General features: G+C 54.4%; 18 protein-coding genes and 1 pseudogene. 10 read left to right on the top strand and 9 right to left on the bottom strand.

The window, feature by feature from the left end:
* Positions 1–26 precede the first annotated feature (26 nt).
* Together G7064_RS16205 and G7064_RS16200 are read left to right on the top strand one after the other, a co-directional pair.
* Positions 27–941 (top strand): hypothetical protein, encoded by a 915-nt coding sequence (locus G7064_RS16205; RefSeq protein ID WP_166074400.1) that lies wholly within the window; start codon positions 27–29, stop codon positions 939–941.
* Between the two features lie 144 nt (positions 942–1,085).
* On the top strand, positions 1,086–1,499 hold the full coding sequence (locus G7064_RS16200; protein ID WP_240935541.1) for a DUF983 domain-containing protein: 414 nt from the start codon (positions 1,086–1,088) through the stop codon (positions 1,497–1,499).
* Between the two features lie 33 nt (positions 1,500–1,532).
* On the opposite strand, the gene G7064_RS16195 is transcribed toward G7064_RS16200, so the two are convergent.
* Together G7064_RS16195 and G7064_RS16190 are read right to left on the bottom strand one after the other, a co-directional pair.
* Positions 1,533–2,123, bottom strand: a complete 591-nt coding sequence (locus G7064_RS16195; protein WP_133273843.1) for a DUF4136 domain-containing protein — start codon at positions 2,121–2,123, stop codon at positions 1,533–1,535.
* Between the two features lie 163 nt (positions 2,124–2,286).
* Positions 2,287–4,167: an ABC transporter ATP-binding protein gene (locus G7064_RS16190; RefSeq protein WP_166074399.1), complete on the bottom strand. Its 1,881-nt coding sequence runs from the start codon at positions 4,165–4,167 to the stop codon at positions 2,287–2,289.
* Positions 4,168–4,418: 251 nt separating this feature from the next.
* Here G7064_RS16190 and G7064_RS16185 point away from each other — a divergent pair, with 251 nt between their 5' ends.
* The 6 genes from G7064_RS16185 (at position 4,419) to G7064_RS16160 (ending at position 15,009) form a co-directional block, all read left to right on the top strand.
* Positions 4,419–4,862, top strand: a complete 444-nt coding sequence (locus tag G7064_RS16185; protein ID WP_166074398.1) for a cupin domain-containing protein — start codon at positions 4,419–4,421, stop codon at positions 4,860–4,862.
* Positions 4,863–4,995: 133 nt separating this feature from the next.
* Positions 4,996–6,186: an MFS transporter gene (locus G7064_RS16180; RefSeq protein WP_166074397.1), complete on the top strand. Its 1,191-nt coding sequence runs from the start codon at positions 4,996–4,998 to the stop codon at positions 6,184–6,186.
* A gap of 164 nt (positions 6,187–6,350) precedes the next feature.
* The gene (locus G7064_RS16175; RefSeq protein ID WP_166074396.1) at positions 6,351–8,384 is read left to right on the top strand and encodes a DUF3857 domain-containing protein; all 2,034 of its coding nucleotides are present in this window, start codon (positions 6,351–6,353) and stop codon (positions 8,382–8,384) included.
* Between the two features lie 177 nt (positions 8,385–8,561).
* The gene (locus tag G7064_RS16170; RefSeq protein WP_166074395.1) at positions 8,562–10,625 is read left to right on the top strand and encodes a DUF3857 domain-containing protein; all 2,064 of its coding nucleotides are present in this window, start codon (positions 8,562–8,564) and stop codon (positions 10,623–10,625) included.
* 172 nt (positions 10,626–10,797) lie between these two features.
* Entirely contained in the window at positions 10,798–12,576 is a 1,779-nt protein-coding gene (locus tag G7064_RS16165) for a DUF3857 domain-containing protein (protein WP_166074394.1), read from the top strand.
* A gap of 252 nt (positions 12,577–12,828) precedes the next feature.
* Entirely contained in the window at positions 12,829–15,009 is a 2,181-nt protein-coding gene (locus G7064_RS16160; RefSeq protein WP_166074393.1) for a reprolysin-like metallopeptidase, read from the top strand.
* A gap of 98 nt (positions 15,010–15,107) precedes the next feature.
* Here the strand turns inward: G7064_RS16160 and G7064_RS16155 are convergent, their stop codons facing one another.
* The 4 genes and pseudogenes from G7064_RS16155 to G7064_RS16140 all read right to left on the bottom strand — a co-directional run bounded on the left by G7064_RS16155 (position 15,108) and on the right by G7064_RS16140 (position 20,699).
* Positions 15,108–17,180 carry a helix-hairpin-helix domain-containing protein gene (locus G7064_RS16155; protein ID WP_240935540.1) on the bottom strand — a complete coding sequence of 691 codons (2,073 nt, stop codon included), beginning with the start codon at positions 17,178–17,180 and terminating at the stop codon, positions 15,108–15,110.
* Between the two features lie 137 nt (positions 17,181–17,317).
* Positions 17,318–17,647 (bottom strand): hypothetical protein, encoded by a 330-nt coding sequence (locus G7064_RS16150; RefSeq protein ID WP_166074392.1) that lies wholly within the window; start codon positions 17,645–17,647, stop codon positions 17,318–17,320.
* Complete coding sequence (locus G7064_RS16145) at positions 17,644–18,171, bottom strand: hypothetical protein (protein WP_166074391.1); 528 nt, start codon at positions 18,169–18,171, stop codon at positions 17,644–17,646. The genes G7064_RS16150 and G7064_RS16145 overlap by 4 nt, the downstream gene beginning before the upstream one ends.
* Positions 18,172–18,378: 207 nt before the next feature.
* A pseudogene (locus tag G7064_RS16140) lies at positions 18,379–20,699 on the bottom strand (S46 family peptidase).
* A 249-nt stretch (positions 20,700–20,948) separates the two neighbouring features.
* Between G7064_RS16140 and yidD the strand changes: the two are divergent.
* Positions 20,949–21,170, top strand: a complete 222-nt coding sequence (gene yidD / locus G7064_RS16135; protein WP_166074390.1) for a membrane protein insertion efficiency factor YidD — start codon at positions 20,949–20,951, stop codon at positions 21,168–21,170.
* 85 nt (positions 21,171–21,255) lie between these two features.
* Positions 21,256–22,188, top strand: a complete 933-nt coding sequence (locus G7064_RS16130) for a hypothetical protein (protein ID WP_166074389.1) — start codon at positions 21,256–21,258, stop codon at positions 22,186–22,188.
* An 84-nt stretch (positions 22,189–22,272) separates the two neighbouring features.
* Here G7064_RS16130 and lgt read toward each other — a convergent pair whose 3' ends face one another.
* The 3 genes from lgt to G7064_RS16115 form a co-directional block, all read right to left on the bottom strand.
* A complete protein-coding gene (lgt, locus tag G7064_RS16125) occupies positions 22,273–23,163 on the bottom strand; it encodes a prolipoprotein diacylglyceryl transferase (protein WP_166074388.1) in 891 nt (296 codons plus the stop codon).
* A gap of 117 nt (positions 23,164–23,280) precedes the next feature.
* The gene (locus tag G7064_RS16120) at positions 23,281–23,586 is read right to left on the bottom strand and encodes a hypothetical protein (RefSeq protein ID WP_166074387.1); all 306 of its coding nucleotides are present in this window, start codon (positions 23,584–23,586) and stop codon (positions 23,281–23,283) included.
* A complete protein-coding gene (locus G7064_RS16115; RefSeq protein WP_240935539.1) occupies positions 23,579–24,211 on the bottom strand; it encodes an RNA polymerase sigma factor in 633 nt (210 codons plus the stop codon). The genes G7064_RS16120 and G7064_RS16115 overlap by 8 nt, the downstream gene beginning before the upstream one ends.
* Positions 24,212–24,265: the final 54 nt, after the last annotated feature.

Here is a 24,265-nt window from a genome sequence, read left to right as displayed (position 1 = left end):
CTTTGCCCCGCTTTACTCCTCCCTTCATGACTATTCTTCGCCCTTCCTTCCTTCGCTATCTACCCCTGCTCGCGCTGCTTGCCACAGCCTGCACCGCGCCGCGCACCTTCACCAGTTCGGGCAAGGTCACGCCCCGGGGTGAGTTTCGGGTAGGCGGCAACACGGCTTTCAATGTGGCCACCGAAACGTTGGATCAGGCCGGCTCGACGCTGAAAGATGCTGCTACAGCCGCCGCCCGCAAAGACACTGTGCAGTATAGCGCCGCCGTTGATAGGCTACAGGCGGCGGCTCTGGCCTACGTGCTCGATCCGGTGCAGCCTACTACAGACCTATACGTGCGCTACGGAGTCACCGACCGCGTAGATGCAGGCTACAAGTACGCTTTCGGCTCACACGTTTTCGACGCCATGTACCAGTTTATGGGGCCCACAGGTACGCCAGAAAATCCTGAAGGCCAGGCGGGTGCCATGTACGGCAGCATCGGATTACAGTTTGCTACCCAGCGCGCCAAATTGCCCAACCTTCCCTTCCTCGATGATATTGCGGACGTATTGAGCTTTCGGGCCAACCGCAATGACCTGATCGTACCGTTGGTGTTCAGCAAATCGTTTGGGCCAGAGGAGGAAATTGGCGCATTATCTTTTGGCGTAGTTTATACACACACGTTCGTACGCTATGGCTTCGACTCTAATAAGGTATATCAGGTTGGCACCAACAACCTGTTGGCCGGCTTAAGTCAGAAGCAGAATTTTGGTGCTTTCGGCGGCTTTATCAACGCCAAAATCGGGTACCGCTACGCCTACGTCATTCCGGCCGTATCGGTGTTTTACCAAAACTACGGCACATATCAGCTGCTGAACAACCGCTCTACTACGCTGAAAGGTGTCACGATTGTACCCTCTATTGGCCTACAATTTCGCATACCTGGCAGCCGCCGCTAACCTATCAACCGACCAGCAATACGCTTCCAACCCCGGCTTCTTTATGGCGTAAACCGTACATGCAGGACACGCACCCTGCATGTACGGTTTTGCCGTATCCAGACCATAGCTAACCAGTCTGGGGGGCAATTTTCAGCTTATCCAATGAAGCCTATTCGCTCCTCTTTCTTCGCAATGCTGGCTCTGCGCTGTCCGCGCTGCCATCAGGGACCCTTATTTAAATACCCAACGTATCGCGTTACCAAGTTTTCCCAAATGCTGGATTCTTGTCCGGTTTGCGGGCAAGCCTATGAGCCGGAGCCGGGCTTTTACTGGGGGGCAATGTTTGTGAGCTACGGCTTCTCAGTCGCAATTTTTGCGCTCAGTGGCGTAGGCTTATACTATCTGGCCGGCGACCCCGCCGTGTGGGTTTACGTACTCACCGTAGCCGTCGTCACCGTACTAACAATGCCCCTGGTATTTCGCTACTCACGCGCACTGATGCTGTATTTGTTCGGCTTTGTCCGCTACAATCCCCGGTGGGCCGAAAACACGGAGCAACCGTCGCGGCAGGTATAGCCGGCCGCTTATAAATGAAGCTTTGTAAGCGGACTATTGCCGGTTATTCTCCAGATACCCTTCGGTGAAGATCTGGTAGCGGTCAAAAATAGAGCGCACTGAGCGCTTCAGTACCAATTCACCCTGTGCGCCGGGGGGCACCGTTACGCCCGAGGCGTAGCCGTTCCACACGGCGCGGTTGGTTTTGTTATCGATAAGCGTGACCAGCAACGTGCCTTCCGTAAGCAGCAGCTTCACTGGCTTGTAGCCCTGGCGCTCTTCTTTAGGAGTCTCGTCATCTTCCACGATGCCAGTCGTTACCCACCGCGTGAGGTCCTCTTGGGCATAACCGCGAAAACGCATATCGCCTTCAAACACGCGGAAGTTTACCAGCAAGTCAGCGCGGCTGCGCGCCGGCCGGTAGCCTTGCACCCGCATACGGGTCCGAATAGCCTCGCGCAATACTTCGCCCAGCCGACTAGTATCAGCAGCTAAGCCTTGGCCAGTAATGAAATCATAGGTCCGATAGCGGCGAAAATTGCCAGTGTAGCTATAGTCCGATTCGACTCGGGCCTCACGTGAGGCGAAGCAGCCTGTCATTGCTAGTGCCAGCAAAGTTAGGAGCAGCGTAAACGATAGTTTCATGGGTGTTGGCTATTGGTGATACCTATTCCCAAGATACGAAATCGATTTTGTTTACGGTTTGATAATCAAGTGAAAAGGGGCAAAAAATATTGGAAATAGCTACTGATGTGCTTTGTTCGCGCTTCGTAGTTATTCTGATAGTATTCTGCCTCAAATCAAACGCCTAGCGATAGCCTGCGGCCTGCAAAGCAAACAACTCTGCATAACGACCCCCACGGGCCAGCAGCTCCGGGTGCGAACCAATCTCGACGAACTCGCCGTTTTCAATGACCAGAATGCGGTCGGCCATGCGCACGGTGCTAAAGCGATGCGAAATGAGCACAGCAGTTTTGCCTTTGGTCAGGTCAGCGAAGCGCTGGAAAACCTCGTGCTCAGCGCGGGCATCGAGGGCGGCAGTGGGCTCATCCAGAATAAGGAGTTGGGCATCGCGCATGTAGGCCCGGCCCAAGGCAATTTTTTGCCATTCGCCCCCGCTTAGATCTACGCCACCAGCGAAGCGCCGACCAATAATCTGGTCGTAGCCGGCGGGCAGCTTTTGCACCACCGTATCGGCCAGACTTTGGGCAGCCGCGGCCTGAATACGGTCCTGATTTTCCTTTTCCTCAATGCGACCCACCGCCAGATTTTGACCGGCTGATAACTGGAAGCGCACGAAATCCTGGAAAATGACGCCGATTTCCTGACGCAGCTCGGCTGGGTCATACTCGCGTAAGTCGTGGCCGTCGAGCAGAATGCGACCTTCGGTCGGGTCATAGAGGCGGGCCAGCAGCTTAACTAAGGTTGTTTTGCCGGCGCCGTTTTCGCCCACCAGCGCTAGCTTCTCGCCGGCTTGCAGGGTAAAGCTTAGATTACGAATAGCCCATTTGCCGGCGTTACGGTATTTAAAGCCAACATTGTCAAACTGGAAACCCACCCGAATTGGCCGTGGAAATGGCCGCACAACGTGGGCTTCGTCGCGAATAATGCGGGGTTGAATGCGGAAGAAATCAAAGAAGTCCTGTAGATACAACGCGCCTTCGGCTACGCTGCTAAAGCGGCTCAGAATACCTTCCAGCAAGCCGCGCATGCGGGCAAACGAACCCGCCAAAAACGTAAGCTGGCCAATCGAAATTTGCCCCCTGACGGCTTGCGAAATGATATACACATAGGCTGCGTAGTAGCCAGCCGCGCCTACCGCCGCGAAAAAAGCCCCCCAGCCCGCCCGACGCAACACCAACGCTTTGTTCTGCTGGTAAAATTGATCTGACAGCAGCTTGAATCGATCAATCAGAAAGCTTGACAAGCCAAAAATCTTTACTTCCTTGGCGGTTTCGTCGCTGGCACCGGTCTGGCGCAGGTAGTCCAATTCGCGGCGCTCTGGCGTCCAGCCGTGCACCAGCGAGTAGCTGCGCTCATTGAAGTGCGACTCGCCCAGAAATGCCGGAATAACCGCTACCAATAATAGCAGCAGCAACCACGGATTAAACGCCACCAGCCCGACGGCCAGAAACGCCATCGTAATCGCATCTTGGGCCTGACTGAGCACTTGCGCCATTAGTACCGTGCGCGAAAGGGTTTGGCGACGAGCACGCTCAAGCTTATCGTAGAACGTGCTATCCTCGAACTGATCGAGGTCCAGTTCAGCGGCGTGCTCCATAAGGCGCACGGAGGAGCGATTGGCGAATAAATCGCCCAACAGACTATCGAGCAGGGCCACGCCGCGCCCCAGCGTATCCGACAAAATGGCTAGTCCGAACTCCAGCGCCACTAAGCTCAGCAGCGGCCCCAACGAAGCATCAGAATTGCCCCCCGACCGCGCCAAACTCACGACGGAGTCCAGAATAAGCTGGCCCACATACAGCATGGCCACGGGTAAAGCCGCCCGCAGCAGGCGCAGACCAATATTACCGAGCGTGAGGCTGGGGCTGGTTTCCCAAATGAGCTTCAGGAAAGCTGGAATGTTTTTTAGGGCCGAAAACCGTTCCCGCACCGTAAGGGCGGGCTTACCATCAGGACGGGGTCGTTTGGCGGAAATTTTATCGAAAAGATCAGAGAACCAAGACATAGGAAATGGCATCGGCACACTTCGCGCCGAACTGTTGAGGCAGCCGTTTTGGCATACAGTCTACCCGAAAACGCAGTGGATAATACAGCCTGGTCTATACCTAATTATATAGCCACATGCCATCGGAACTGGTTAATTCTTAGACAACAAAAAGTGCTGGGAAAAGGCTAGTGGTTCGTGAAGAAGATCAGCATCTAGCATATATCTCATAATTTCAATATCTTCCTTAACACGCTAATAATTGGACAGATATGAATGCAGAAGCTAAAATTCTGAAGGCGGAAGACGGGACTCGGCTCAACGTGCTAGGTGATCATCAGCGTATTATGCTAAGTGGCAAGGACACCAACAATCAGTTCACGCTGATTGAACAATGGAATGACCCCGGTATCGGCGTTCCGAAGCACGTGCATGCCAATGAAGACGAAGTGTTTCATGTGCTGGAAGGCACGGTAGAGTTTCAGATAGAAGACACGATTCAAACCTTGAGGGCAGGCGAGCTAACCTACGTGCCACGCGGCGTAGCGCACCGCTTTACTGTGGTGGGCGATGCCAAAGCCAAAGTTCATTTATCCATCTTTCCGGCTGGGATAGAGCGCATGTTTGAGGAGCTGAACCAACTACCGCCCGGTCCGCCAGATTTTGCCCGCATTACGCAAATATGCGCGAGTTACGGGGTAACGATTCTACCGTAAAATACAGGTCTTAATCCAGTTAGAACAAACACCCCTAGAGGTTTACAGCTTCGCTTTATTGCTTTCGCTGCTGCTTGCTCATGGGGGGCAAAAACTTTAACCAACTGGCGTGAGGAGGCGTACCTTTGCATCTATGCGCTTCTTCAAGAACAGTATTTACTCGGCTGGCTTTTGGCTGATGTGTCTGAGTTCATTTCTGTTTTTCATCAGCTTCAATATGCTCCTACCGGAGCTCCCTGATTACCTCACGCGGCTGGGCGGAGCTGATTATAAAGGATTTATCATCGCACTTTTTACACTCACTGCGGGCATTTCGCGGCCGTTTAGTGGCAAGTTGGCCGATACTGTGGGGCGTATTCCGGTAATGGTATTTGGCTCGCTGGTGTGCTTTCTGTGCGGCTTCTTCTACCCCTGGGTAACCACGGTTGCGGGGTTTCTGCTTCTGCGCCTGCTTCACGGATTTAGCACGGGTTTCAAACCTACTGGCACAGCCGCCTTTATTGCCGATATCATTCCGCTCCAGCGCCGGGGCGAGGCAATGGGCTTACTGGGTGTGGCGGGCAGTTTAGGTATGGCCGCCGGGCCAGTAGTAGGAAGCTTGATTACCAATCAGTTTTCGCTCGAAACGATGTTTTACTGCTCTTCAGGGGCGGCGCTACTGTCGTTAGCGGTGCAGGGCACCATGACTGAAACCTTGCCCCAAGCCCAGCGCGAACGGTTTAGCTGGCGTCTGCTACGCTTGGAATGGAGTGAGGTACTGGAACCTCAGGTGCGCGCGCCGGCTATTGTTACGCTGCTATGCCTGTTCCCTTTTGGCATTGTGCTCACCGTTATTCCCGACCAAAGCCAACTGCTGGGCATTGCCAACAAAGGGCTGTTTTTTACCTTTTTCACCACTGCATCCTTATTGGTGCGGCTAGTAGCAGGCCGCGCTTCCGACACCTACGGGCGCGTACCAATTCTACGGGTCTCGGCGGCCTTGCTGGCTTTCTCCATGATTCTGCTGATTGTGGGCAACTCGGCAACAATATTTCTAGCTGCTGCCGTCATATTCGGCTTAGCCGCAGGGCTTAACTCCCCTACCCTCTACGCTTGGACCATCGACCTGAGCCATGAGCAGCGGCGCGGACGGGCCGTGGCCACCATGTACATCGCGCTGGAAGCCGGCATTGGGCTAGGGGCGCTGCTGTCGGGCTGGCTGTATGGCAATATCGCCAGTCATTTGCCATATGTACACGCACTCGGAGCCATTGCTACCCTTGCCGCACTAGCTTATCTGATGTGGGGTGTACGGGCGGAAGAGCGAGTTCGTGCTACCGCTTAACGTATACATAAATCTATATAGCAGAAAACTTGGAAGAGACGCGTCAATCTTGCACTTTTGGTTGCCGGATTCCCGGTCTCTTTCCTACACGGTGATTTTGGCTTATTTTAAGGAGCTATGCATGAAGGAGTATAAGCTATTCTTATCCCTTTTATTGTTTCCTTATGCCTTCTTCTGTAGGCCACTGGTTAGCTCTGGCTATAGTATTTCTTGTTGGGGGGCAATTTTGCCAAGCTCAGCAAGCTCCCATTCAGTTCGGCGATGTAAAGGCCGTCGATTTTGCCCCCCAAGCTAAAGCTGATACCACGGCCGCCGCCGAAATTCTGTGCGACTTTGGGCAGTCGAAGATCAAGGGTGGCGACGAAGGTTTCGAGCTGGTATTTGAGCGTACTACGCGTCTGCGCATCCACCGCAAAGCTGGTTATGCATGGGCTACCGTGCAGGTGCCGCTCTACCACAAAGACGGGCAAAAGGAAGAAATAAATGGCCTTAAGGGTTTCACTTACAATCTGGTGAATGGCCAGGTAGTGAAGGAGAAGCTGAACAAAGAAGCCATCTTCGAAGAAAAGGTAGATGCGAATCATCTGCGCTGCGCTTTTACGTTGCCCAATGTGCGTGAAGGGTCCATTATCGAGTACTCCTACACCATCAAATCGGACTTCCTGTTCAACCTTCAGGACTGGCAGTTTCAGCATACTATTCCGGTGCGCTGGAGTGAGTACCGCACCGTCGTTCCGCAGTTCTTCACCTACAAAGCTACCGTTCGCAGCTATTTGCCTTTCGCGTTAAAGGAAAGTCAGGCCGTCGCCTACGGCACGAGCATTCGCATGGCCAAAAAGGACTCCTATGGCAATCAGGTAGCAAGTAGCGGCACCAATACCATGCAGATCAGCGCTCAGGCGCTCAGCTCGCGTTGGGTAATGAAGGATGTAGTGGCTTTCCGCGACGAGCCTTACATGACAACCGCGCGGGACTATATCAGCAGTCTGGATTTCGAATTAGATGGCATTCAGTACCCCGAGCAGAAATACCAGCAAATAACCAGCACCTGGGAGAAAATAGCCTCTGAATTGCTGAATGACGAGCAATTCGGCTTAGCACTAAGCAAGACTACGCCGCTCACAAACCCTGCAACAGCCTTAGTAGCGCAATATCCTAATCCCACTGAGCGCCTGAATGCTGCCCTGGCATTAGTGCAGCGTACGGTGCATTACAACGGGCAAAATCGTTTGTACACCACAGCGTCACTGAAGCGCATATGCGAGCAAGGCACTGGAAATGCAGCCGAGCTGAATCTGCTGCTCATTAATACGCTACGCGCGGCTGGTCTGGCGGCAGAACCGCTGCTGATCAGCACCCGCAGCCACGGCCGCATCCAGACTGATTTGCCTGTACTCAGTCAGTTCAACTATGTGGCGGCTCTGGTCACCATGCCTGATAACAAAGAGGTGTTGGTAGATGCTACCGAGCCCCTCACCACTGCCGGTATCTTGCCCGAGCGCTGCCTCAATGGACAAGGTCGGCTGGTTGACAAGACGGGCGGCCGCTGGGTGTCGTTGGTGCCAACCCAACGCTACACCCGTTATACTTCGGCCCAACTGGCGTTGGATGAGCAGGGCGCACTGGGGGGCAAAGTTAAGCTGGAACACACAGGCTATGCTGGCATAGAGGCCCGCGAACAACTAGCCGGCACCACCGAGCAACAGTTTGTCAAGAATTTGCAGCAGCGCTGGCCCGAGTGGACCCTGACAGGGCCCGTATTTAATAACGTTGCCGCCTCACAGCAACCATTCAGCGTAGAAGTTGGCGTAAAAATCCCGGGTGCTGAGTCATCAGCTACCACGCTATACGTGCAGCCTTTACGCCACCTTGGAGAAGCTCAAAATCCCTTTCGCTTTGAAGATCGGCAGTTCCCAGTCGATTTTGGAATGCCTCATGAGCATAGCCAAACTGTAGTACTGACTTTGCCAGCCGGCTATGAAGTGCAGGAACTGCCAGCTAACCTACTGCTAACCCTGCCCAACGATGGGGGGCGTTTTCAATTCAATATCACGCCGCAGCAAAACACCCTGCATATCAGCAGCCGCCTTCAGCTTCGCAAAACCGAATATTCAGCCCAGGAATATGCTTCCCTGCGCGAACTGTACAGTCGCGTGGTGGCAAAGCACGCGGAGGCCATTGTGGTAAAGCGCAAGTAATTAAGCATGTATACTTTATAACGCTTCATCACGGGGTAAGCCTATTGCATTTTTCGACGACTCTAGGCACGATAATGCCCCGAATACTTTAACTGTAAAATTTCACTTTGCCTTGTATTCTCTCCGAGTAATTTTCTTCCTCAGAATAATCACAACCTAATTCAACAACAATACTTTATGCCCAAAAATTTACTCCATCGTAGCGCTCTAACTTTATTGCTACTGACGGGCGCTTCCCAACTTCCCGTCTTTGGTCAGGCTGATCCGATCAAGTTTGGCAAGCCTGACCTGGCTGATTTCGACCCCAAAAACTTTGTGGCCGACAGCGCCGCTGAAGCCGTCGTGCTCTGCGACTTCGGCCGCACTCGCTTCGAAACCGGCAGCGGCGACTTTAAGCTAGTTTTTGAGCGCGTTACTCGGATCAAAATCCTCAAAAAATCGGGCTACGACTGGGCCATCGTGAAGGTGCCACTTTATAAAAAGGGCTCCAACGAAGAGAAGATTTCGGCACTACGCGGCTTCACTTACAATATGGTGAACGGACAGCTAGTGAAGGAGAAAATGGCTTCCGATGCTACCTTCATGGAGCAGCAGACGACCAACAACTTCATCCGCAAGTTCACGCTGCCCAACGTGCGTGAGGGCTCCGTAATTGAGTATACTTACACCGTAAACTCCGATTTCCTGTTCAACTTTCAGGACTGGCAATTTCAGCACTACATCCCAGTGCGTTGGAGCGAGTATCGGGCGGCTATTCCGGAGTACTTCGATTACAAGCAGCTATTTCAGGGCTATGAGCCTCTAGCTGTGCAGGAGCGCACCGAAGGACTCACGCAGTTCAGCTTTAGTCAGGGTGGGTCATTCAATGAAGGCACTGCAATGAGTGGAGGAAGCGGGCGTACAGGGCCTAGCTCTACAACCGTGACCCCGCGCGTTACCAACTACCGCTGGGCTATGAAGCAGGTACCCGGCTTCCGTAATGAGCCTTTTATGACGACTTCCAAGGATTATGTTGCCCGCGTGGACTTCGAATTAGCCGGTTATCAATGGCCTGGACAAGCGTACGAAAGTGTGGCTGGCTCCTGGCAAAAAATTGATGATGAACTGCTTAATCACGAAAACTTGGGGTCTCAGCTGAAACGCGGTGGCTTCTTGAAAGCAGAGCTGGCAGCCATCACCGCCCAGCACACCGACCCAGCGGCCCGCGCCGCAGCGGTACACGCTATGGTGCGCAAAGCCGTGAAGCACAACGGCACTGACTGGATGCTGAGCACTGGCTCGCTTAAGCGCACCTACGATCAGCATACCGGCAATTCGGCCGACATAAACCTGCTGCTCATCGCGGCGTTGCGCGATGCTGGCTTGGAGGCAAACCCCGTAGTGCTCAGCACTCGCAGCCACGGTCGCCTGACGGAGACAATGCCCTTGATGTCGAGCTTCAACTACGTGGTAGCCCATGTTGCTTTACCCGGCAACCAAGAACTGCTAGCCGACGCTACCGATGCCTTGCTCCCTTTCGGAATGCTTCCGACGCGCTGCCTCAGCGGGACGGGTCGCCTGTTGCTGCCGGGCGCGGGCAAGTCGCGGTGGGTAAGCCTTACACCTGCCCAACGCTATGTAAACTATCATCTGGTTCATCTCACGATGGATGAGCGCGGGGGGATGAAGGGTAAAGTGCACCGGGAAAACGGCGGCTACGCAGGGCTGGACCAACGTGAAACCCTGGAAAAAAAGGGAGAGAAGAAGTTTATGGAAGATATGGCCAAAACCCACGAGGGCTGGTCCATTCCTGCCTATGCCTTCAAAGAGCGCGAAACCCTGCACAAACCACTTACCCTAGATTACGAGTTTACCGCACCCGGCGCTGATGCCCCTACTCCTACCCTTTACCTGAATCTGGTGCGGCACTTCAGCGCGGAACGCAATCCTTTCGTGCACGAAGACCGGCGCTTTCCGGTTGATTTTGCGGCTCCTTATGACGAAACAGTACAGTTGAACATTACTCTCCCTGCCGGCTACGAACCAGAGGATATGCCAAAACCTACGGCCGTAAAGCTGCCCGAAGATGGGGGCTTATTTACATATCAGGTGGCAGCCTCGCCGGGCACTATCCAGATTATGAGCCGCATGACACTGCGTCGGGCCGTGTATTCGGCGGAAGAATACACGTACCTGCGCGAGTTTTATAGCCGTATGCTGGCCAAGCAGGCCGAGCAGATTGTGTTGAAGAAGAAATCATGAGCTGTTTTTTAACTACTCTGCGCCGTGCAAGCCTCGGCTTTACGCTGAGCGGCCTGGTTGCCTCAGCGGCCTGGGCCGGAGGGCAGCCCCCCAAATATGCGCTGTCAGATTTGCCCCCAGCCTGCGCGAAAATGCCCACGCTGTAGTGCGCGAATATGAGGAGACTCTACTAGTGAAATCTGTGGGACGCACGGTGCAGACGGTGCGCCGCGCAGCCACCATTCTTGACGACAATGGTAAGCATTGGGCAGGCGAACTGGTGTCTTACGATCAGCTAAACTCTGTGAATTACCTGCGCGGCGCTGTATACGATGCAAACGGGCGGCTAATTCGGCAGTTGAAAGCCTCGGACGTAAAAGACTACAGCCTGGCCGATGGGATTAGCCTGGCGACCGACACGCGCGGTCGGCTCGCCGATTTAAGTCAGGCTACCTACCCATACACGGTTGAATTTGAATACGAAGTCACTTCGGACAATCCATTGTTTTACTCTTCCTGGCATCCGCAAGCTGGTGAGCACGTAGCGGTGGAGCACGCCTCATTCCGGGTGATAACGCCCACGGAGTTGCCGCTACGCTACCAGGAGCGCCACTTGCCCGGCAGCTCAGCTGTGGTTCGCAGCAAGCAGGGCGCCCTGGATGTATATCAGTGGCAGGTAGCCAATCTAGTGGCGCTGGAGCAGGAGACAGCCGGTCCACCCTTAGAAGAAATGGTGCCGGCCGTCCTGACTGCGCCCACCGCCTTCGAGGTGCAGGGCCATCGGGGCGCACTCACCTCCTGGCAGACGCTGGGTCAGTGGAACTACGATCTGAATGCGGGCCGCGACGTGCTACCCGCAGACGTGAAAGCGCGCATCGCAGCTTTGGTGAAAGATGTACCTGACGAGCGGGCCCGCATTCGCAAGGTGTATGAGTATTTGCAAGCCAATACACGCTACATTTCTATTCAACTGGGATTAGGCGGATGGCAGACCTTTCCGGCCAGCGCCGTGAGTGCAACCGGCTACGGCGATTGTAAGGCGCTGACTAACTATTGCATGGCTTTGCTTAAGGCTGCCGACGTAACTGCCTACTGTGCCCTGGTGCGGGCCGATGAGGCAGATATTCGGACGGAGTTTCCGAGCAATCAGTTTAACCACGTTGTGCTCTGTGTACCGCTGAAAGCAGCTAAGGCAGATACGGTGTGGCTGGAGTGCACGAGTCAGAATCAAGCGTTCGGCTACATGGGCAGCTTTACTGGCAACCGTCACGCGTTGCTGCTCACGCCCGCGGGGGGCAAAATTGTGCGTACGCCTCGTTATGGTGCCGTTGAAAACCGCCGCGAGCGGCGCGCTGACCTCTATCTGGATGCCCAAGGCACGGCCACTGTCAGCGTTCGGACAATGCGCACGGGGCAAGAACAAGACTACCAAAGCCAATTGCTTCACGGCTTATCCCCTGCTGATCAGAAAAAGCAAATTGCTGAATCATTGCCTTTGCCCAACTTCAGCATCACAAAGTTTAACCTCGCTCCTGACCGGCGGACTGCTCTACCGGCTGTCATAGAAACGCTTGGGCTTACGTTACCCAATTTTGCCCCCCCGAGCGGCAAACGGGCTTTCCTCACGCCGAATCTGCTCAGTCGTCTGCCTGCCTTGGCAGCGCCCGTGGGTGAGCGCCGAGCTGATATTTGGCTCGATCATGCCTTTTCGCATGCCGATACGGTGCGCATACACGTGCCGGCTGGCTTTCAGGCAGAAACCTTACCGCCTCCGGTGCAGCTGACGACGGCTTTTGGAACGTATTCCAGCCAAATTCAAACGTTGCCCGACGGCACATTACAATATGTGCGGCGTTTGCACATGCCCCGCACCCGCTTTCCCCGCACCGATTATCCGGCGTATGTCGAGTTTCGCCGCAAGATCAGCACGGCTGATAAAGCGCAACTGGTACTGCTGAAAAATGAAGCGTAACAGACTTTGTGTTATAAAAAAGCCGGCCTAAGGCCGGCTTTTTTTATGTCTGGGGGGCAAATTATTTGGGAGTTGGCACCTTTCAAAACCGATAAGTATCGTTGCATGAAAATACTACTCTAGTGCGCTCACTGCTACCTGGCTACCTTTCTCGGACAGAGGCGTAACTTGTTTGCCGATAGGTACTTCTTTATGCCCTCAATTTTTCTTTGGGCTGGCCGCCCTAAGAGGCGCTGGCCGCTGTTTTTATTTATGCTGCTGGGTGCAGTGGAATCCGTTGCGCAGGCACCTAAGTCTATATGGGCGGATGCTGTGCCTGCTTCTGCCGCCGCACGGATTTCGGCTTCCGGCCTAACTCAGTTTCGGGCAGTTCGCTTTCAGACGTCGGCTTTGCGGACAGCGCTACAAGCCGCTCCAATTATTCGTAAAGGTGCTCAGCTCGGTCAGGAAACTATCCTTTCGCTTCCTTTTCCTGATGGCTCCAACCAACGCTTTCGGGTGACGGAAACTGCTGTGCTGCACCCTCAGCTGGCGGCTCGTTATCCACGCATTAAAACGTATACGGCGCAGAGCCTTGACAACTCGACAACTACAGCCCACCTCGACCTGACGTCCGCTGGGTTTCACGCACAGATATTAACGGGTGCCACAACTGTTTACATCGACCCTGCCGCGCCGGGTGACACCGTAAATCATCGGGTATTTTATCGCGCGGCGATGCGCCCGGATGATGAGGCCTGTCTTACCACTGATGCCAAGCTGAAATTGCCCCCCACATCCAATGAGTTGCGCGCCAATGGCGCGCAGCTTCGCACTTACCGTTTGGCCGTGGCTTGTACGGGCGAATATGCGATAACTAAAGGCGGAACGAAGGCTGCCGCCCTGTCCGGCATCGTGACAACTATAAACCGGGTGAACGGTATTTATGAGCAGGAACTAGCCATTCAGCTGCAACTTGTGCCCACCAATGATGCTCTGCTTTTCCTTGATCCCGCCACCGACCCGTACACTAATACTAACGCGTCAGATTTGCTTACCGAGAACCAGCGTACCACGGATGCGCTGATTGGCTCGGCTAATTATGATCTAGGGCATGTATTTGGTACGCGAGTTGGCGGGTTGGCTTACGTGGGCACCGTGTGCGATGCCTTATTCAAGGCCGGTGGCACTACAGGCCAAGCCGACCCCAGCGGCGACGCGTTCGATGTGGATTTTGTGGCCCATGAGCTAGGCCACCAGTTTGGGGCCGATCATACATTCAACGGTACCACCGGATTTTGTGCCAGCAGCCGCGTTGACAGCCAGGCGTATGAGCCGGGAAGTGGCAGCTCCCTGATGAGCTATGCGGGCCTGTGCTCACCTCAGAATATTCAACCAAGCAGCTTCCCTTACTTCCATTCACGCAGCCTCGATCAGATCCTGGATTATGTGGCCGCGTTTGGTACCTGCGCCCAGGCTACGCCCAGCGGCAATCGGCCACCGACAGTGGATGCGGGGGGAAATTTTCGGATTCCCGTCAGCACACCTTTCACGCTCACCGGCATAGGCTCTGACCCCGACGGCGACGCGGTAGCCTATACTTGGGAGCAGAACGACCTCGGCCCCGCCGGCAACCCGGCTACTCCGGTCGCTGACGCGCCCTTGTTCCGTTTTTTGCCCCCCAATGCCTCTGCCAGCCGCACATTTCCTGACCTCGCCAGCTTACTTGGAGCTGCCGAGCTGCCGCCTGGTGAGCTGTTGCCTACCTACGCCCGGCGCCTGCACTTTCGTCTGGTAGCCCGCGACCAGCGCCGGCCGGCCGGGGGCACCGATTATGATACGACCAGCGTAGCCGTGATCGGCACTGCTGGCCCGTTTCTGCTTAAATCTCCAACGGCGCCAACTACTTGGGTAGCCGGGACAAATCAAGAAGTCATTTGGGATGTGGCTGGTACAGACCAAGCGCCCATCAACGCCGTACAGGTGGCTATTCTGCTTTCTACCGATGGAGGACTCACTTTTCCTACCACGCTGATTGCTGCTACGCCTAATGATGGCTCTCAGACGGTAATTATTCCTGCTGGTCTGAGCACTACTACAGCCCGCATAAAGGTGCAGGCGGCGGGCAATATTTTCTTCGCCGTCTCTCCACAGAACTTTACTATTTCCGGTGTACTGGCTAGCTCGGCCCTTGGCGTTGCACTTGGTACGGTGGAGGTTTTCCCTAATCCCAGCACTGGTGTCTTTCAACTAGAAGTGCACAACCAACAGTCAGGCCCCATTCGCGTGCTCGTTACGGATGCTATAGGGCGCATTATTCGCCAGGAAACAGTAGCTAAGTCAATAGCTCTGCTACAGTACCACCTCGACCTGCGCAGCCTGAGCCGGGGCGTTTATTATCTGCGCCTGACTATGCCCCAAGGTACCAGCGTAACACGCCTGCTGAAGGAATAGCCTCACCGGTTTAATCCTCGTGCTCTACCGACAAAATCACCCATATCTCCGCTGGCACTGCATAATGCCAAGTGCTTACTCGATACGCTAAGGACTTACTAAAATGTGTAACGAGCCTGCATCTTCACGTCGGAACGAAGGGAGCCCTCAATTTCTTCCAGGCCGGAGCTGATTACTTGCTGATGGCGATACTGCGTAGCTGCATAGCGCAGCCAGAGCGTGAGGTGGCGTGTGCATTTTACCTCTGCCAACGCGTACGTGCGCGTACCACGACCGAAGAGCGCGGGCACCGAAAAGGCGTACAGCACATCCTGCTCGAAAGCATACTGCCGGGTATCGTAGTCGTCGGTGTCAAAGAGGGCGTAGCGGGCGCTCAGGCGCAAATAGCGGTTGAGGCGAACGGTGGCATCCTGGGCTAGCAGGAAACCTGTGTGCGGCGTGGCTCCGTCTTCGCGGTAATGAGTGCCTTGCAGACGCGTGCGCAGACTGATACTAGATGAGGGCGCGGCGTCGTAGAAAAGCAGCAGGCTGCGGCGCTCGGTGGGTACGGGCTGAGGCACGGAGCGGAAGGGCGTCAGGTCCGCGTTCTGGTCTTTAGTACGTGAGCGGACCTGCACATAGAGTTGGCTGGTTTTGGTGGGCGCAAACGATAGGCGCAGCAAATAATCGTGGCCGCGCGAGGGGGCATCAACACGATACTTCAACCACGGAAACCAGAATTGATCATAATACCCGGTTATTTCCCAGCGCGGCGCAGGCCGCACTTTCAGGCCTAGGTATACCCCGCTTTCGTTGATATTACGCGTATTTTCGCCAAAGGCCTGCCCGTAAAAGGTGTGAAAGTTGCGGTCGTAGCGGCGGTACAGGATGGAGGCTTCTACGTTGGTGGCCAGACTGGCCAACAGGCCATTCACGGTGCCCAAGCCACCGCTGCTGGAGCGCGCTGTTTCACCGAAAAAGAGCACGTTACCGAGCACATAGCTATAGTGAAGGCCCACCGCCAGGTTATCTTTCCCCCGAAACTCGAACTGATTATAGGGCTCGGGACGGCGCTGCAAAGCCACGTCATAGTGTGTGCCTACCAAGGTAGCGCCGGCCGCAAAATTGCCCCCCACACTTGTATAAGCGATGTTGCCGCCAGCTACAGCTTCGTGCAGACGCTTCCGATTGGCCAACTCAGTAGCGGTGCGGTGCAGGCCACTGGTGCTGATACCCGACGAAAACGTATCGTAGATGGCCAGCGAATCGGTGGCAAACTGTTGATTTGCATCCACTTTTTTGGCCGAGAAAAAAGCTGTCGCGCGCACGGTCCTGTGCAAGCTTACGGTTGCCGCCGCCCCACGAAAGAAGGACGTTTCCAGCACCGATGAATAAGGTCGCACACCTAAGCTGCTGCGCCGCAGGGTGGTGATGGTTTCAGCACCTTTGCCTACCTGCAAACCCGATGAGAGCAGTAAGCCCTGGCCAAATTGCAGTTGGTAATCACCCAAGGCCAGAGTTTTGAGTCGGCCTCGCTCTTGCACTACAAAGTGTGCGGAGTAAAAATCGGCCCCTATACGCCCTTGCCCAGGTTTCCAAATCAGTGGTTCACCCGCATCTTTCTCCGCCGTAAAACCCAGACTAAAGTCGCGCGTGTGACTGACGCGGTAGCGCACCAAAAGCTTATCGGGTGAGCCGAGGTAGCGACTAAGTGGTCGACCGGTGCTGGTAGTATCAGCGGCGGCATAGCCTCTACGAGCCTGCAGACCTCGCTCGTAGCGCAGAAATAAGGCATTATTATCCTCGTGCAGGATACGCTGCCAGAGCGGACCACGCGCAGCGTTCTGGTTTCCAGATTGTACCGTTACGAAAGGCGCCACGCGGTAAATACTGCGCACTTGCTCAAAGCCCACGATGCTTTGCAGTTCATACAAGCTCAGGAGCGGACCAAGCTGCTGCCGATGATCCAGCAAGGCTGAAATCTGCGTTTCCGAGAGCAATAGTAAGCCTCGCAGTTCTTCCCGGCTGGCTGTATTCAGGTTTAGAGGCGTCTGATAATAAAGCAGCAGTGTTTCATATACATCTTCAAAAGCTACCTCGTCGCTCTGAATTTCGGCAAACAATTCCTGGATGAGCCGGTCCAGATCGGCGGCGGGGCGCACGTAATCCTGCGCTTGAAGCCGCAGAGGCAAAATCAGACACAGTAGCCCGCAGGCCCACCCTATAGTACGCCACCAACGATGCTTACTGGCAGTCGCACACCGTAGCGTCTCATCGTGCGCGCCCCCCAGGCTTGGCCTATCCTGGGAGGCTTTTTTGGATGGAGCACTCACTTTTTAGCCCACTGCAAACTCACGCCCACATGCTGACTCAAACCCAGCGCCGATTGCCAGGCCGCGGCATAGTCTATCTGAAAACGGCCGGCTTTGAAGCCTACGCCAGCTGTGGTTTGCTCCACTAGGGAAGCAAATCCGGCCCGAAGCGCCAGCGCCTCCAGCAACTGATACTCAATACCCGCCTTGAAATCAGCATCCTGCTCCACATCTTTTTCCGTCTCCACGTTGAGCATTAGCTTACTCGTGGGGCGGTATGAAAGCCCAGCTTTAAGCACAGTGGGTACCCGCTCATCCTCATAAGCAGCCAAACGCGCCTGATTCAAATTATATAAATATCCCCGAATATCAGCCTATCTGGAATCAGTTCAGCTTGCCCTCCCAGCGAAGCAGCAACCACTCTTTTACTACCCAAGCCCTGAATACTGACCTGCAATACATCCACGCGGCCACCCACGCTGATCTGTCCGCCCCGATATCCGTAGCCTAATCCCAGCCGCTGTTCAGCATACAGATTATTGCCAAAACGTTGCGCTTCGAAGCCGATTACACCACGACTGGGGGGCTTTTCGGTATGTACTGCACCCATCGGAGTAGCCACCACAAGCGCCACATTATTGAATGCAGAGCTTAAATAGCGGTTTTCAGCATAGAAACCGACACTAGTTTGACTTACTTGGCCCAGCCCGGCTACGTTGTTTCCTACAGCCCAAACATCCGTGATTGTTACCGACGCGTTGCCCAGCGCTGCCGCCCGCGCACCACGCACGCCAGGGCCGTTTCCAGCACTCGCAATAGAAATAGTAACGGAAAGAAATAAGGTTACGAACGATAAGTACCCGTTTAGCATAATAAGGAGATAAGAGGCTAATTCATGCCTCGCACGCCCAAAGCAAATTTCGCGGCAAATGTTTCAGTTCGCGTTTTTATTACAACGAGAATGTAAAGCCAGCTTATCACGGCGCAATTGCGGTCAATCGGTTTGCTACTATTGGCACATAAAAAAGCCCCCCAGATTCATCTGGGGGCTTTTTAAACAGTAATAAAGTCGTGGGCCTTACATATTTGCGCTGGCCTCGGCTTTCTCTTTGTTCTTTTTCTTCTTGATTTTAATCTTGCCGGCCTCAGCCGATTTGGTTTTCATCTTCCCGGCTTCCCCAGCACCATTCACCTGGCTAGGCATGCTGGCAGTAGCGCCGACGCCCGGATTGGGTCCCTTATTCACTATGGTCATTTCATCAACAAGGTGCTTAGCGCCACCAAGCTTATCCACGCAGAACAGCACATAACGGATGTCGACATTAATGCACCGCTTCAGGTCGGGGTCGTAGGCCAGGTCGCCCGTCATGGCTTCCCAGTTGCCATCGAAAGCCAATCCGATCAGCTCGCCGCGCCCGTTGATGACAGGTGAGCCGGAATTACCCCCGTAATGTCGTTATCCGTGATAAAGGCCACCGGTAGTTGCCCGTCCTTATTGGCATAAGGTCCAAAGTCTTTAGCTTTCAAAAGCCCTACCTGCTTGGCTGGCACCACAAATTCGGGGTTCGTAGGGTCTTCTTTTTCCAAAATACCCTTTCCCGTCGTCTGATAGTCATAGCTCACCGCATCGCGGCCCTGATAGGAGCGCACGGTACCGTAGCTCAGGCGCAGCGTCGAGTTCGCGTCGGGCGAGTACACTTTATCGGTGTTCTTGGCTCGCAAGCCTGCTACATACTGGCGGTTGGCCCGGCCCATGGTAGCTTGGCTGGCTTGCAACTGGGGGGCAATTTTCTGCACATAGTTCAGGTACACGGAGTTCATTGTCTTGAACGCCGGATCTGCTTCCAGCTTGGCCAAGGTAGGTGCCGCCAAAAAAGCGTTTAGCTTCGTTGGGGAGGTTAGAAAGGTGTTGCCAAACACGTAGTCGGTGTACTTCTTCATAGAGCCGCCATATTGCTTGGCCACCGTTTGAAATACCTCCGGATGCTGGGCCTTGGGCACATCAGTGTAGTAGAGGCCCATAAGGGCGGCAAAAACCTTCTTATCTGTGGTAGCGCTGTAATCTTTGAAGAACTCGGCAGCCGGCTCTTTCAACTCGGCTGTAGCCTTTTGAATGGCAGCTTTATCGGCATTTGGGTCTTTCAACAACGAATGCAAAGGCAGCATTCGAGCCGCGAACGTCATGATTTCGGTACCGAATGCGGCCTCATTCAGGTACACATTACTCAGGTTGAACTCACGTAGCGCCGCGTAATTCTGATTGATATCCTGCAAGGCGCTGCCGTAGAGTTGCTGGCGGGCGGGGTCAGCGGCAATCCACTGGGCAAACTGCGCTTCCTCTGCCTTTTTCTTATCTACCGTTTTCAGGCGCTTCATGCCTTCGTTTTGCCCGATGTAGTACTTCCAGTAGTTGGCAATGCTGGCGTACTTGGAGGCATATTTGAGGCGGAGCGCAGGGTCGGCATCCATATCTTCCTTCCACAGTTTCAGGCGGGTATCGCGCAGTTTGATGCGGGCTGGGTTGCTTTGGTCAAGTGTTAGCTGAAGGCCAGCAGCGGGCAGAAAGCGCTGCGTGCGGCCCGGAAAGCCAAATACCATGGCAAAGTCGCCCTCGCTCACGCCTTGCAGACTTACGGGCAAGTGTTTCTTAGGCACGTAAGGCACATTGTCGGCCACGTAGCCAGTAGTGGGCTTATTGTCTTTGCTGGCGTACACCCGAAACATCGAGAAGTCGCCGGTGTGACGAGGCCACATCCAGTTATCGGTGTCGCCGCCAAACTTACCCACCGATTCAGGTGGGGCACCTACCAGCCGCACATCCCCAAAGCGCTGATACACGAACATATAGTACTCGTTGCCGGCAAAGAAATCACGCACGTAGGCTACGTACTGGCCATTCTCTTTGGCTGCATCGGCCAGTTGCTTCTGCCGCTGCTGCACCAGCGCAACGCGCTCTTGCTCCGGCGTTTGGGGGGTGATGCCCTCCAGCACCTTTCCTGTCACGTCTTCCATCCGCATCAAAATGTCCACAAACAGGCCGGGGTTGGGTTTCTCTTCGCTCTTATTGGCGGCAAAAAAGCCGTCGGCAAGCAGGTTTTTCTCGGGCGTACTATGGCTCTGAATAGCATCGTAGCCACAATGGTGGTTGGTGAGCAGCAAGCCCTGGCCGCTAACAAACTCGCCCGTACAAAAGCCCCCCAGCTGCACTACGGCGTCTTTCAGGCTGGCATTATTGATATCATAGATTTCTTCGGCCGTCAGTTGCAGACCTTTCTTCTGCATATCGACGTAGTTGAGGCGCTTCACAAACATCGGCAGCCACATTCCTTCGTCGGCACGGGCGGCCATTGGTAGCAAGAGTACCAGCAGCAACGCATTCGCCCAGATTTTTTTCAGCATAAGGGGTGGGTAGTGGGAATGAAAAGGGGAAGTGAGTGTGTAAGAAAGGGACTTCTATAAAGCAAAGATCAAACTTACTCAGGTGGGGCGAGTAGTATGCATATTTTGTTGAAACCTTGTCTTGTTATACTCATTTCGCGGACTGAATACGGATAAGCAACTCACTAGATCGATTCCTGCTTTTTGTTTGTTGCTCAAGGGAACGAACACAAAAACTAACTTGCCGTTGCTTTTCGCATAACCTCCGCTATGGCTTCCCTGTTCCGGCGCTTTTTTCTTGGTCTTATCTGGTTGTACCGGCACCTTATTTCGCCGCTCACCCCAGCCAGCTGTCGGTTTCAGCCTACTTGCTCGGCCTACGCGGCGCAGGCCATCGGCAAATTTGGCCCCTGGCGCGGTGGCTGGCTGGCGCTACGCCGTATTGGCCGATGCCATCCGTGGGGTGGCCATGGCTATGACCCCGTACCCTAAGCTGAATCTTGCGTATAGCTAACCGTAACCGTTGCTTGTGCCTACTGGGTCAGGCAACGTTTTTCTGTTTTTATACTCTCAACCCATGCGTTTAATCCCCATCATAACACTGTCAATCAGCGCTTTGCTAAGCGTTAGTTGTTCGCAGGCCCAGTCCGATGAAGTAGCAGCCGGCAAGAAGGGCAAGAAGAAGGATAAAAAAGAAAGCCTGGAAAATCGTCTTATGGAGGGCGCGGTGCCAGGTTTGAGCCGTACAGGTTCGCTTAATAAAGCAGTTCCAGAAAGCTCTGGTTTGGCCCGTGCCGACCAGGCAGGCACCTTTTACACGCACGGCGACGCCGGCAACTCCCCTATTCTTTACAAAATTGACGAAACAGGCAAGCTGCTGAACGAAACCAGACTCAGTGTGCCGAACCAAGACTGGGAAAGCTTGGCGCAGGATAACAAGGGCAACTTATTCGTGATAGATGCGGGCAACAACAACAACAGCCGCCAAGATCTGGCTATCTATCGCCTCAACCCAGCCAACCCCAAGCAAGTAGGCGCTATCCGATTCACGTATGCGGATCAGCGCGAATTTCCGCCCGCAAAAGATGCCCGGAACTTCGACTGTGAGGCTGCGCTCTGGCACGACGGCATGATTTACCTTTTCACCCGCGACCGCGCCAATCAAACAACCAGTAAGGTGTATGCTGTACCGGATAAGCCCGGCCAGCAAACCGCCCGCTTACTTACCAGCCTCTCTATCAACGGCGAAGTAACAGATGCTGACTTAAGCCCTGATGGCAAACGCTTGGCCTTGATGGGTAAGGAAGAGATGTTTCTGTATGAGGGCGACTCGTTTCAGACGCTGCTCAAGTCGACGCCTCAGCGAATAGCCTTACCTGGCGCGGGCCAAACGGAAGGCATTGTTTTTACCGATAACCAAACCCTAGTTATCAGCACGGAAGAAGGATCACTTTACCAGTATTCGTTGCAGGGCCAGTCGAAATCAGGGGCCAATGTTGGAGCCCAATAATTACGCAAGGAATCATCAGCTACTTTACAAGCATAAAAAAGCCCCCAGAGTTGTTCTGGGGGCTTTTTTATGCTGCATGATGGCCTACTTCGATTTTACCATCTTTTGGGCTTGCTCAGCGGCCGCACGTGCATCTAAATCTCGGGGGGCAAAGCCGAAGGGATTGTTGGGCCATTTGCCGGCACGCAACAATACCCACAAACCCATAAAAATCAGCGGAATACTTAGGATCTGGCCCATGTTCAGCACCATTCCGCTCTCGAAGTCGGACTGATCTTCCTTGAGAAATTCCACTAGAAAGCGGAAGGTGAACAGCAGCACTACGAACAAGCCGAACAGTTGCCCTCTAGGCGTTTTTTCCTTCGTACGGTTCCACATCAGGTACAGCAGCACCAGCAAAAACACGCAGAATAGCGACTCATAAATCTGGGTTGGATGACGCGGGACGGCTACGCCATTCACTAAGTGCTCCGTGTCGCGCACAAATTTAAAAGCCCAGGGTACTGTGGTTTCGTGGCCGAAAATCTCGGAGTTGAACAAGTTGCCCAAGCGAATGAGTGCACCACCGAGCGCCACCACAATCACGATCCGATCGAGGGTCCAGAGGTAATCGAACTTATTATTGCGACTGAATAGCCACACAGCCAGCAAGATGCCCAACGTAGCACCGTGGCTAGCCAGTCCGCCTTCCCATATCTTGAGAATATCGAGCGGATGAGTAAGGTAATAGCCAGGGTCGTAGAATAAGCAGTGGCCGAGCCGGGCACCTACAATAGTGCCCACCAGCATATAAATCGTGATTACATCGACCCACTGCGGGGATACGCGCTCGGAACGGTAGATGTGCGACAGCACAAAGCTACCCAGCACAAAGCCGGACATAAACAGCAAGCCGTACCAGCGCAGGGTAAGGGGGCCTATCTTAACGATTTCGGGCGCAACGTCCCATGTAATGTAAGCGAGCAGCGAGGTCATGCGAAGAAAAAAGAGGGGTACAAAGGCAAAGGTACTCAGGCATTCGACTTACATCTTTGTAAGTCGAATGCCTATTCAGGTATCGGGCGTAAGCACGACGAGACAGTGCTGAAGTAATTAGCGGCGGGCGGGTAGAGGCGCCGGCGGGCCTCCATCAAGCTGATAGTGAGTTACGGGTTCTGCAGAGCGCAGTACGGCACCGTCGCCGCTAAGTAACAGCACTATGCCCAGTAATGCAGCATAGCTGGGCCAGCGCAGCCAAGTACGCAACGGTTGGCGCTCTCCGGTTGCCTCCCTAACGAGCCGGGCACGTACTCGGCTATAGAAGAAAGGCTGAGGCTGGGCATCTTGCATGTTACGCCACTGGCGCAACAGGTCTTCCAATTCCTCATCGGCAGAGGGGCGAGTAGCAGGATCAGACATGGGGCAGGAGTGGAATAAGATGATTGCGAAGGGTTTTGCGAGCGCGAAACAACAGAGATTCCACGGCCGGCACGGTTGTTCTGAGGACAGCGGCTATTTCCTCGTAACTCAATTCCTGCTCGTGGCGCAGCGTAAAAGCCACTTGCTGCTGGTCGGGCAAGCGGGCAATATGCGTCAGTAAAAATGCAACCTGCTGCTGCCCTTCCAGTTGGGCCTGCGGGTGGGCATAGTCGGCCGGCTCGTGCAGCACCTGATTATCGAAGCCCAAGAGGCTGGTGAAATAAGCGAAGCGCTTCTGCGCCTTGGCGCGCTGTCGGTGTTTAAGGGCCTGCGAGGTGGCCAGCCGATAAAGCCAAGTGCTCAGCGCGGCCTCTCCCCGAAACCTATCAATTGTTTGGTAGACCTCCACGAATACTTCCTGTGCCACATCCTCCGCCTCTTCCGGCGACCGTAGTAGCGCCAATACCGTGCGGTAAATCCGGTTTTGGTATTGTTCTACCAACTGGCGAAACGCGGCCTCACTGCCCTGCTGGAGTTGCGCTACCAACTTGGCATCGGCAGATGCCGCGAAGCCTTGGCCGGAAGACGGAATGCTGTGAGCGATGGGCAGCGGAAGTGTGTACACCAGTGAAGCGAAAACCGAAGAATAAAAACGACCTAAGCTCAGCACTCGGCTTTT

The sequence above is a fragment of the Hymenobacter sp. HDW8 genome (genome assembly GCF_011305775.1).
GTDB classification, from domain to species: Bacteria; Bacteroidota; Bacteroidia; order Cytophagales; family Hymenobacteraceae; genus Hymenobacter; species Hymenobacter radiodurans.
Note: the sequence above shows the minus strand (reverse complement) of the source record. Positions and strands in the feature narration are given on the sequence as shown.

Bases quoted from the DNA above. Each gene is read 5' to 3' on its own strand.
- G7064_RS16175 (WP_166074396.1), top strand. From the start codon at position 6,351: ATGCCTTCTTCTGTAGGCCACTGGTTAGCTCTGGCTATAGTATTTCTT.
- G7064_RS16195 (WP_133273843.1), bottom strand. From the start codon at position 2,123: ATGAAACTATCGTTTACGCTGCTCCTAACTTTGCTGGCACTAGCAATG.
- G7064_RS16200 (WP_240935541.1), top strand. From the start codon at position 1,086: ATGAAGCCTATTCGCTCCTCTTTCTTCGCAATGCTGGCTCTGCGCTGT.
- G7064_RS16205 (WP_166074400.1), top strand. From the start codon at position 27: ATGACTATTCTTCGCCCTTCCTTCCTTCGCTATCTACCCCTGCTCGCG.
- G7064_RS16160 (WP_166074393.1), top strand. From the start codon at position 12,829: ATGCTGCTGGGTGCAGTGGAATCCGTTGCGCAGGCACCTAAGTCTATA.
- G7064_RS16190 (WP_166074399.1), bottom strand. From the start codon at position 4,167: ATGTCTTGGTTCTCTGATCTTTTCGATAAAATTTCCGCCAAACGACCC.
- G7064_RS16185 (WP_166074398.1), top strand. From the start codon at position 4,419: ATGAATGCAGAAGCTAAAATTCTGAAGGCGGAAGACGGGACTCGGCTC.
- G7064_RS16145 (WP_166074391.1), bottom strand. From the start codon at position 18,171: ATGCTAAACGGGTACTTATCGTTCGTAACCTTATTTCTTTCCGTTACT.
- yidD (WP_166074390.1), top strand. From the start codon at position 20,949: ATGGCTTCCCTGTTCCGGCGCTTTTTTCTTGGTCTTATCTGGTTGTAC.
- lgt (WP_166074388.1), bottom strand. From the start codon at position 23,163: ATGACCTCGCTGCTCGCTTACATTACATGGGACGTTGCGCCCGAAATC.
- G7064_RS16130 (WP_166074389.1), top strand. From the start codon at position 21,256: ATGCGTTTAATCCCCATCATAACACTGTCAATCAGCGCTTTGCTAAGC.
- G7064_RS16180 (WP_166074397.1), top strand. From the start codon at position 4,996: ATGCGCTTCTTCAAGAACAGTATTTACTCGGCTGGCTTTTGGCTGATG.
- G7064_RS16170 (WP_166074395.1), top strand. From the start codon at position 8,562: ATGCCCAAAAATTTACTCCATCGTAGCGCTCTAACTTTATTGCTACTG.
- G7064_RS16120 (WP_166074387.1), bottom strand. From the start codon at position 23,586: ATGTCTGATCCTGCTACTCGCCCCTCTGCCGATGAGGAATTGGAAGAC.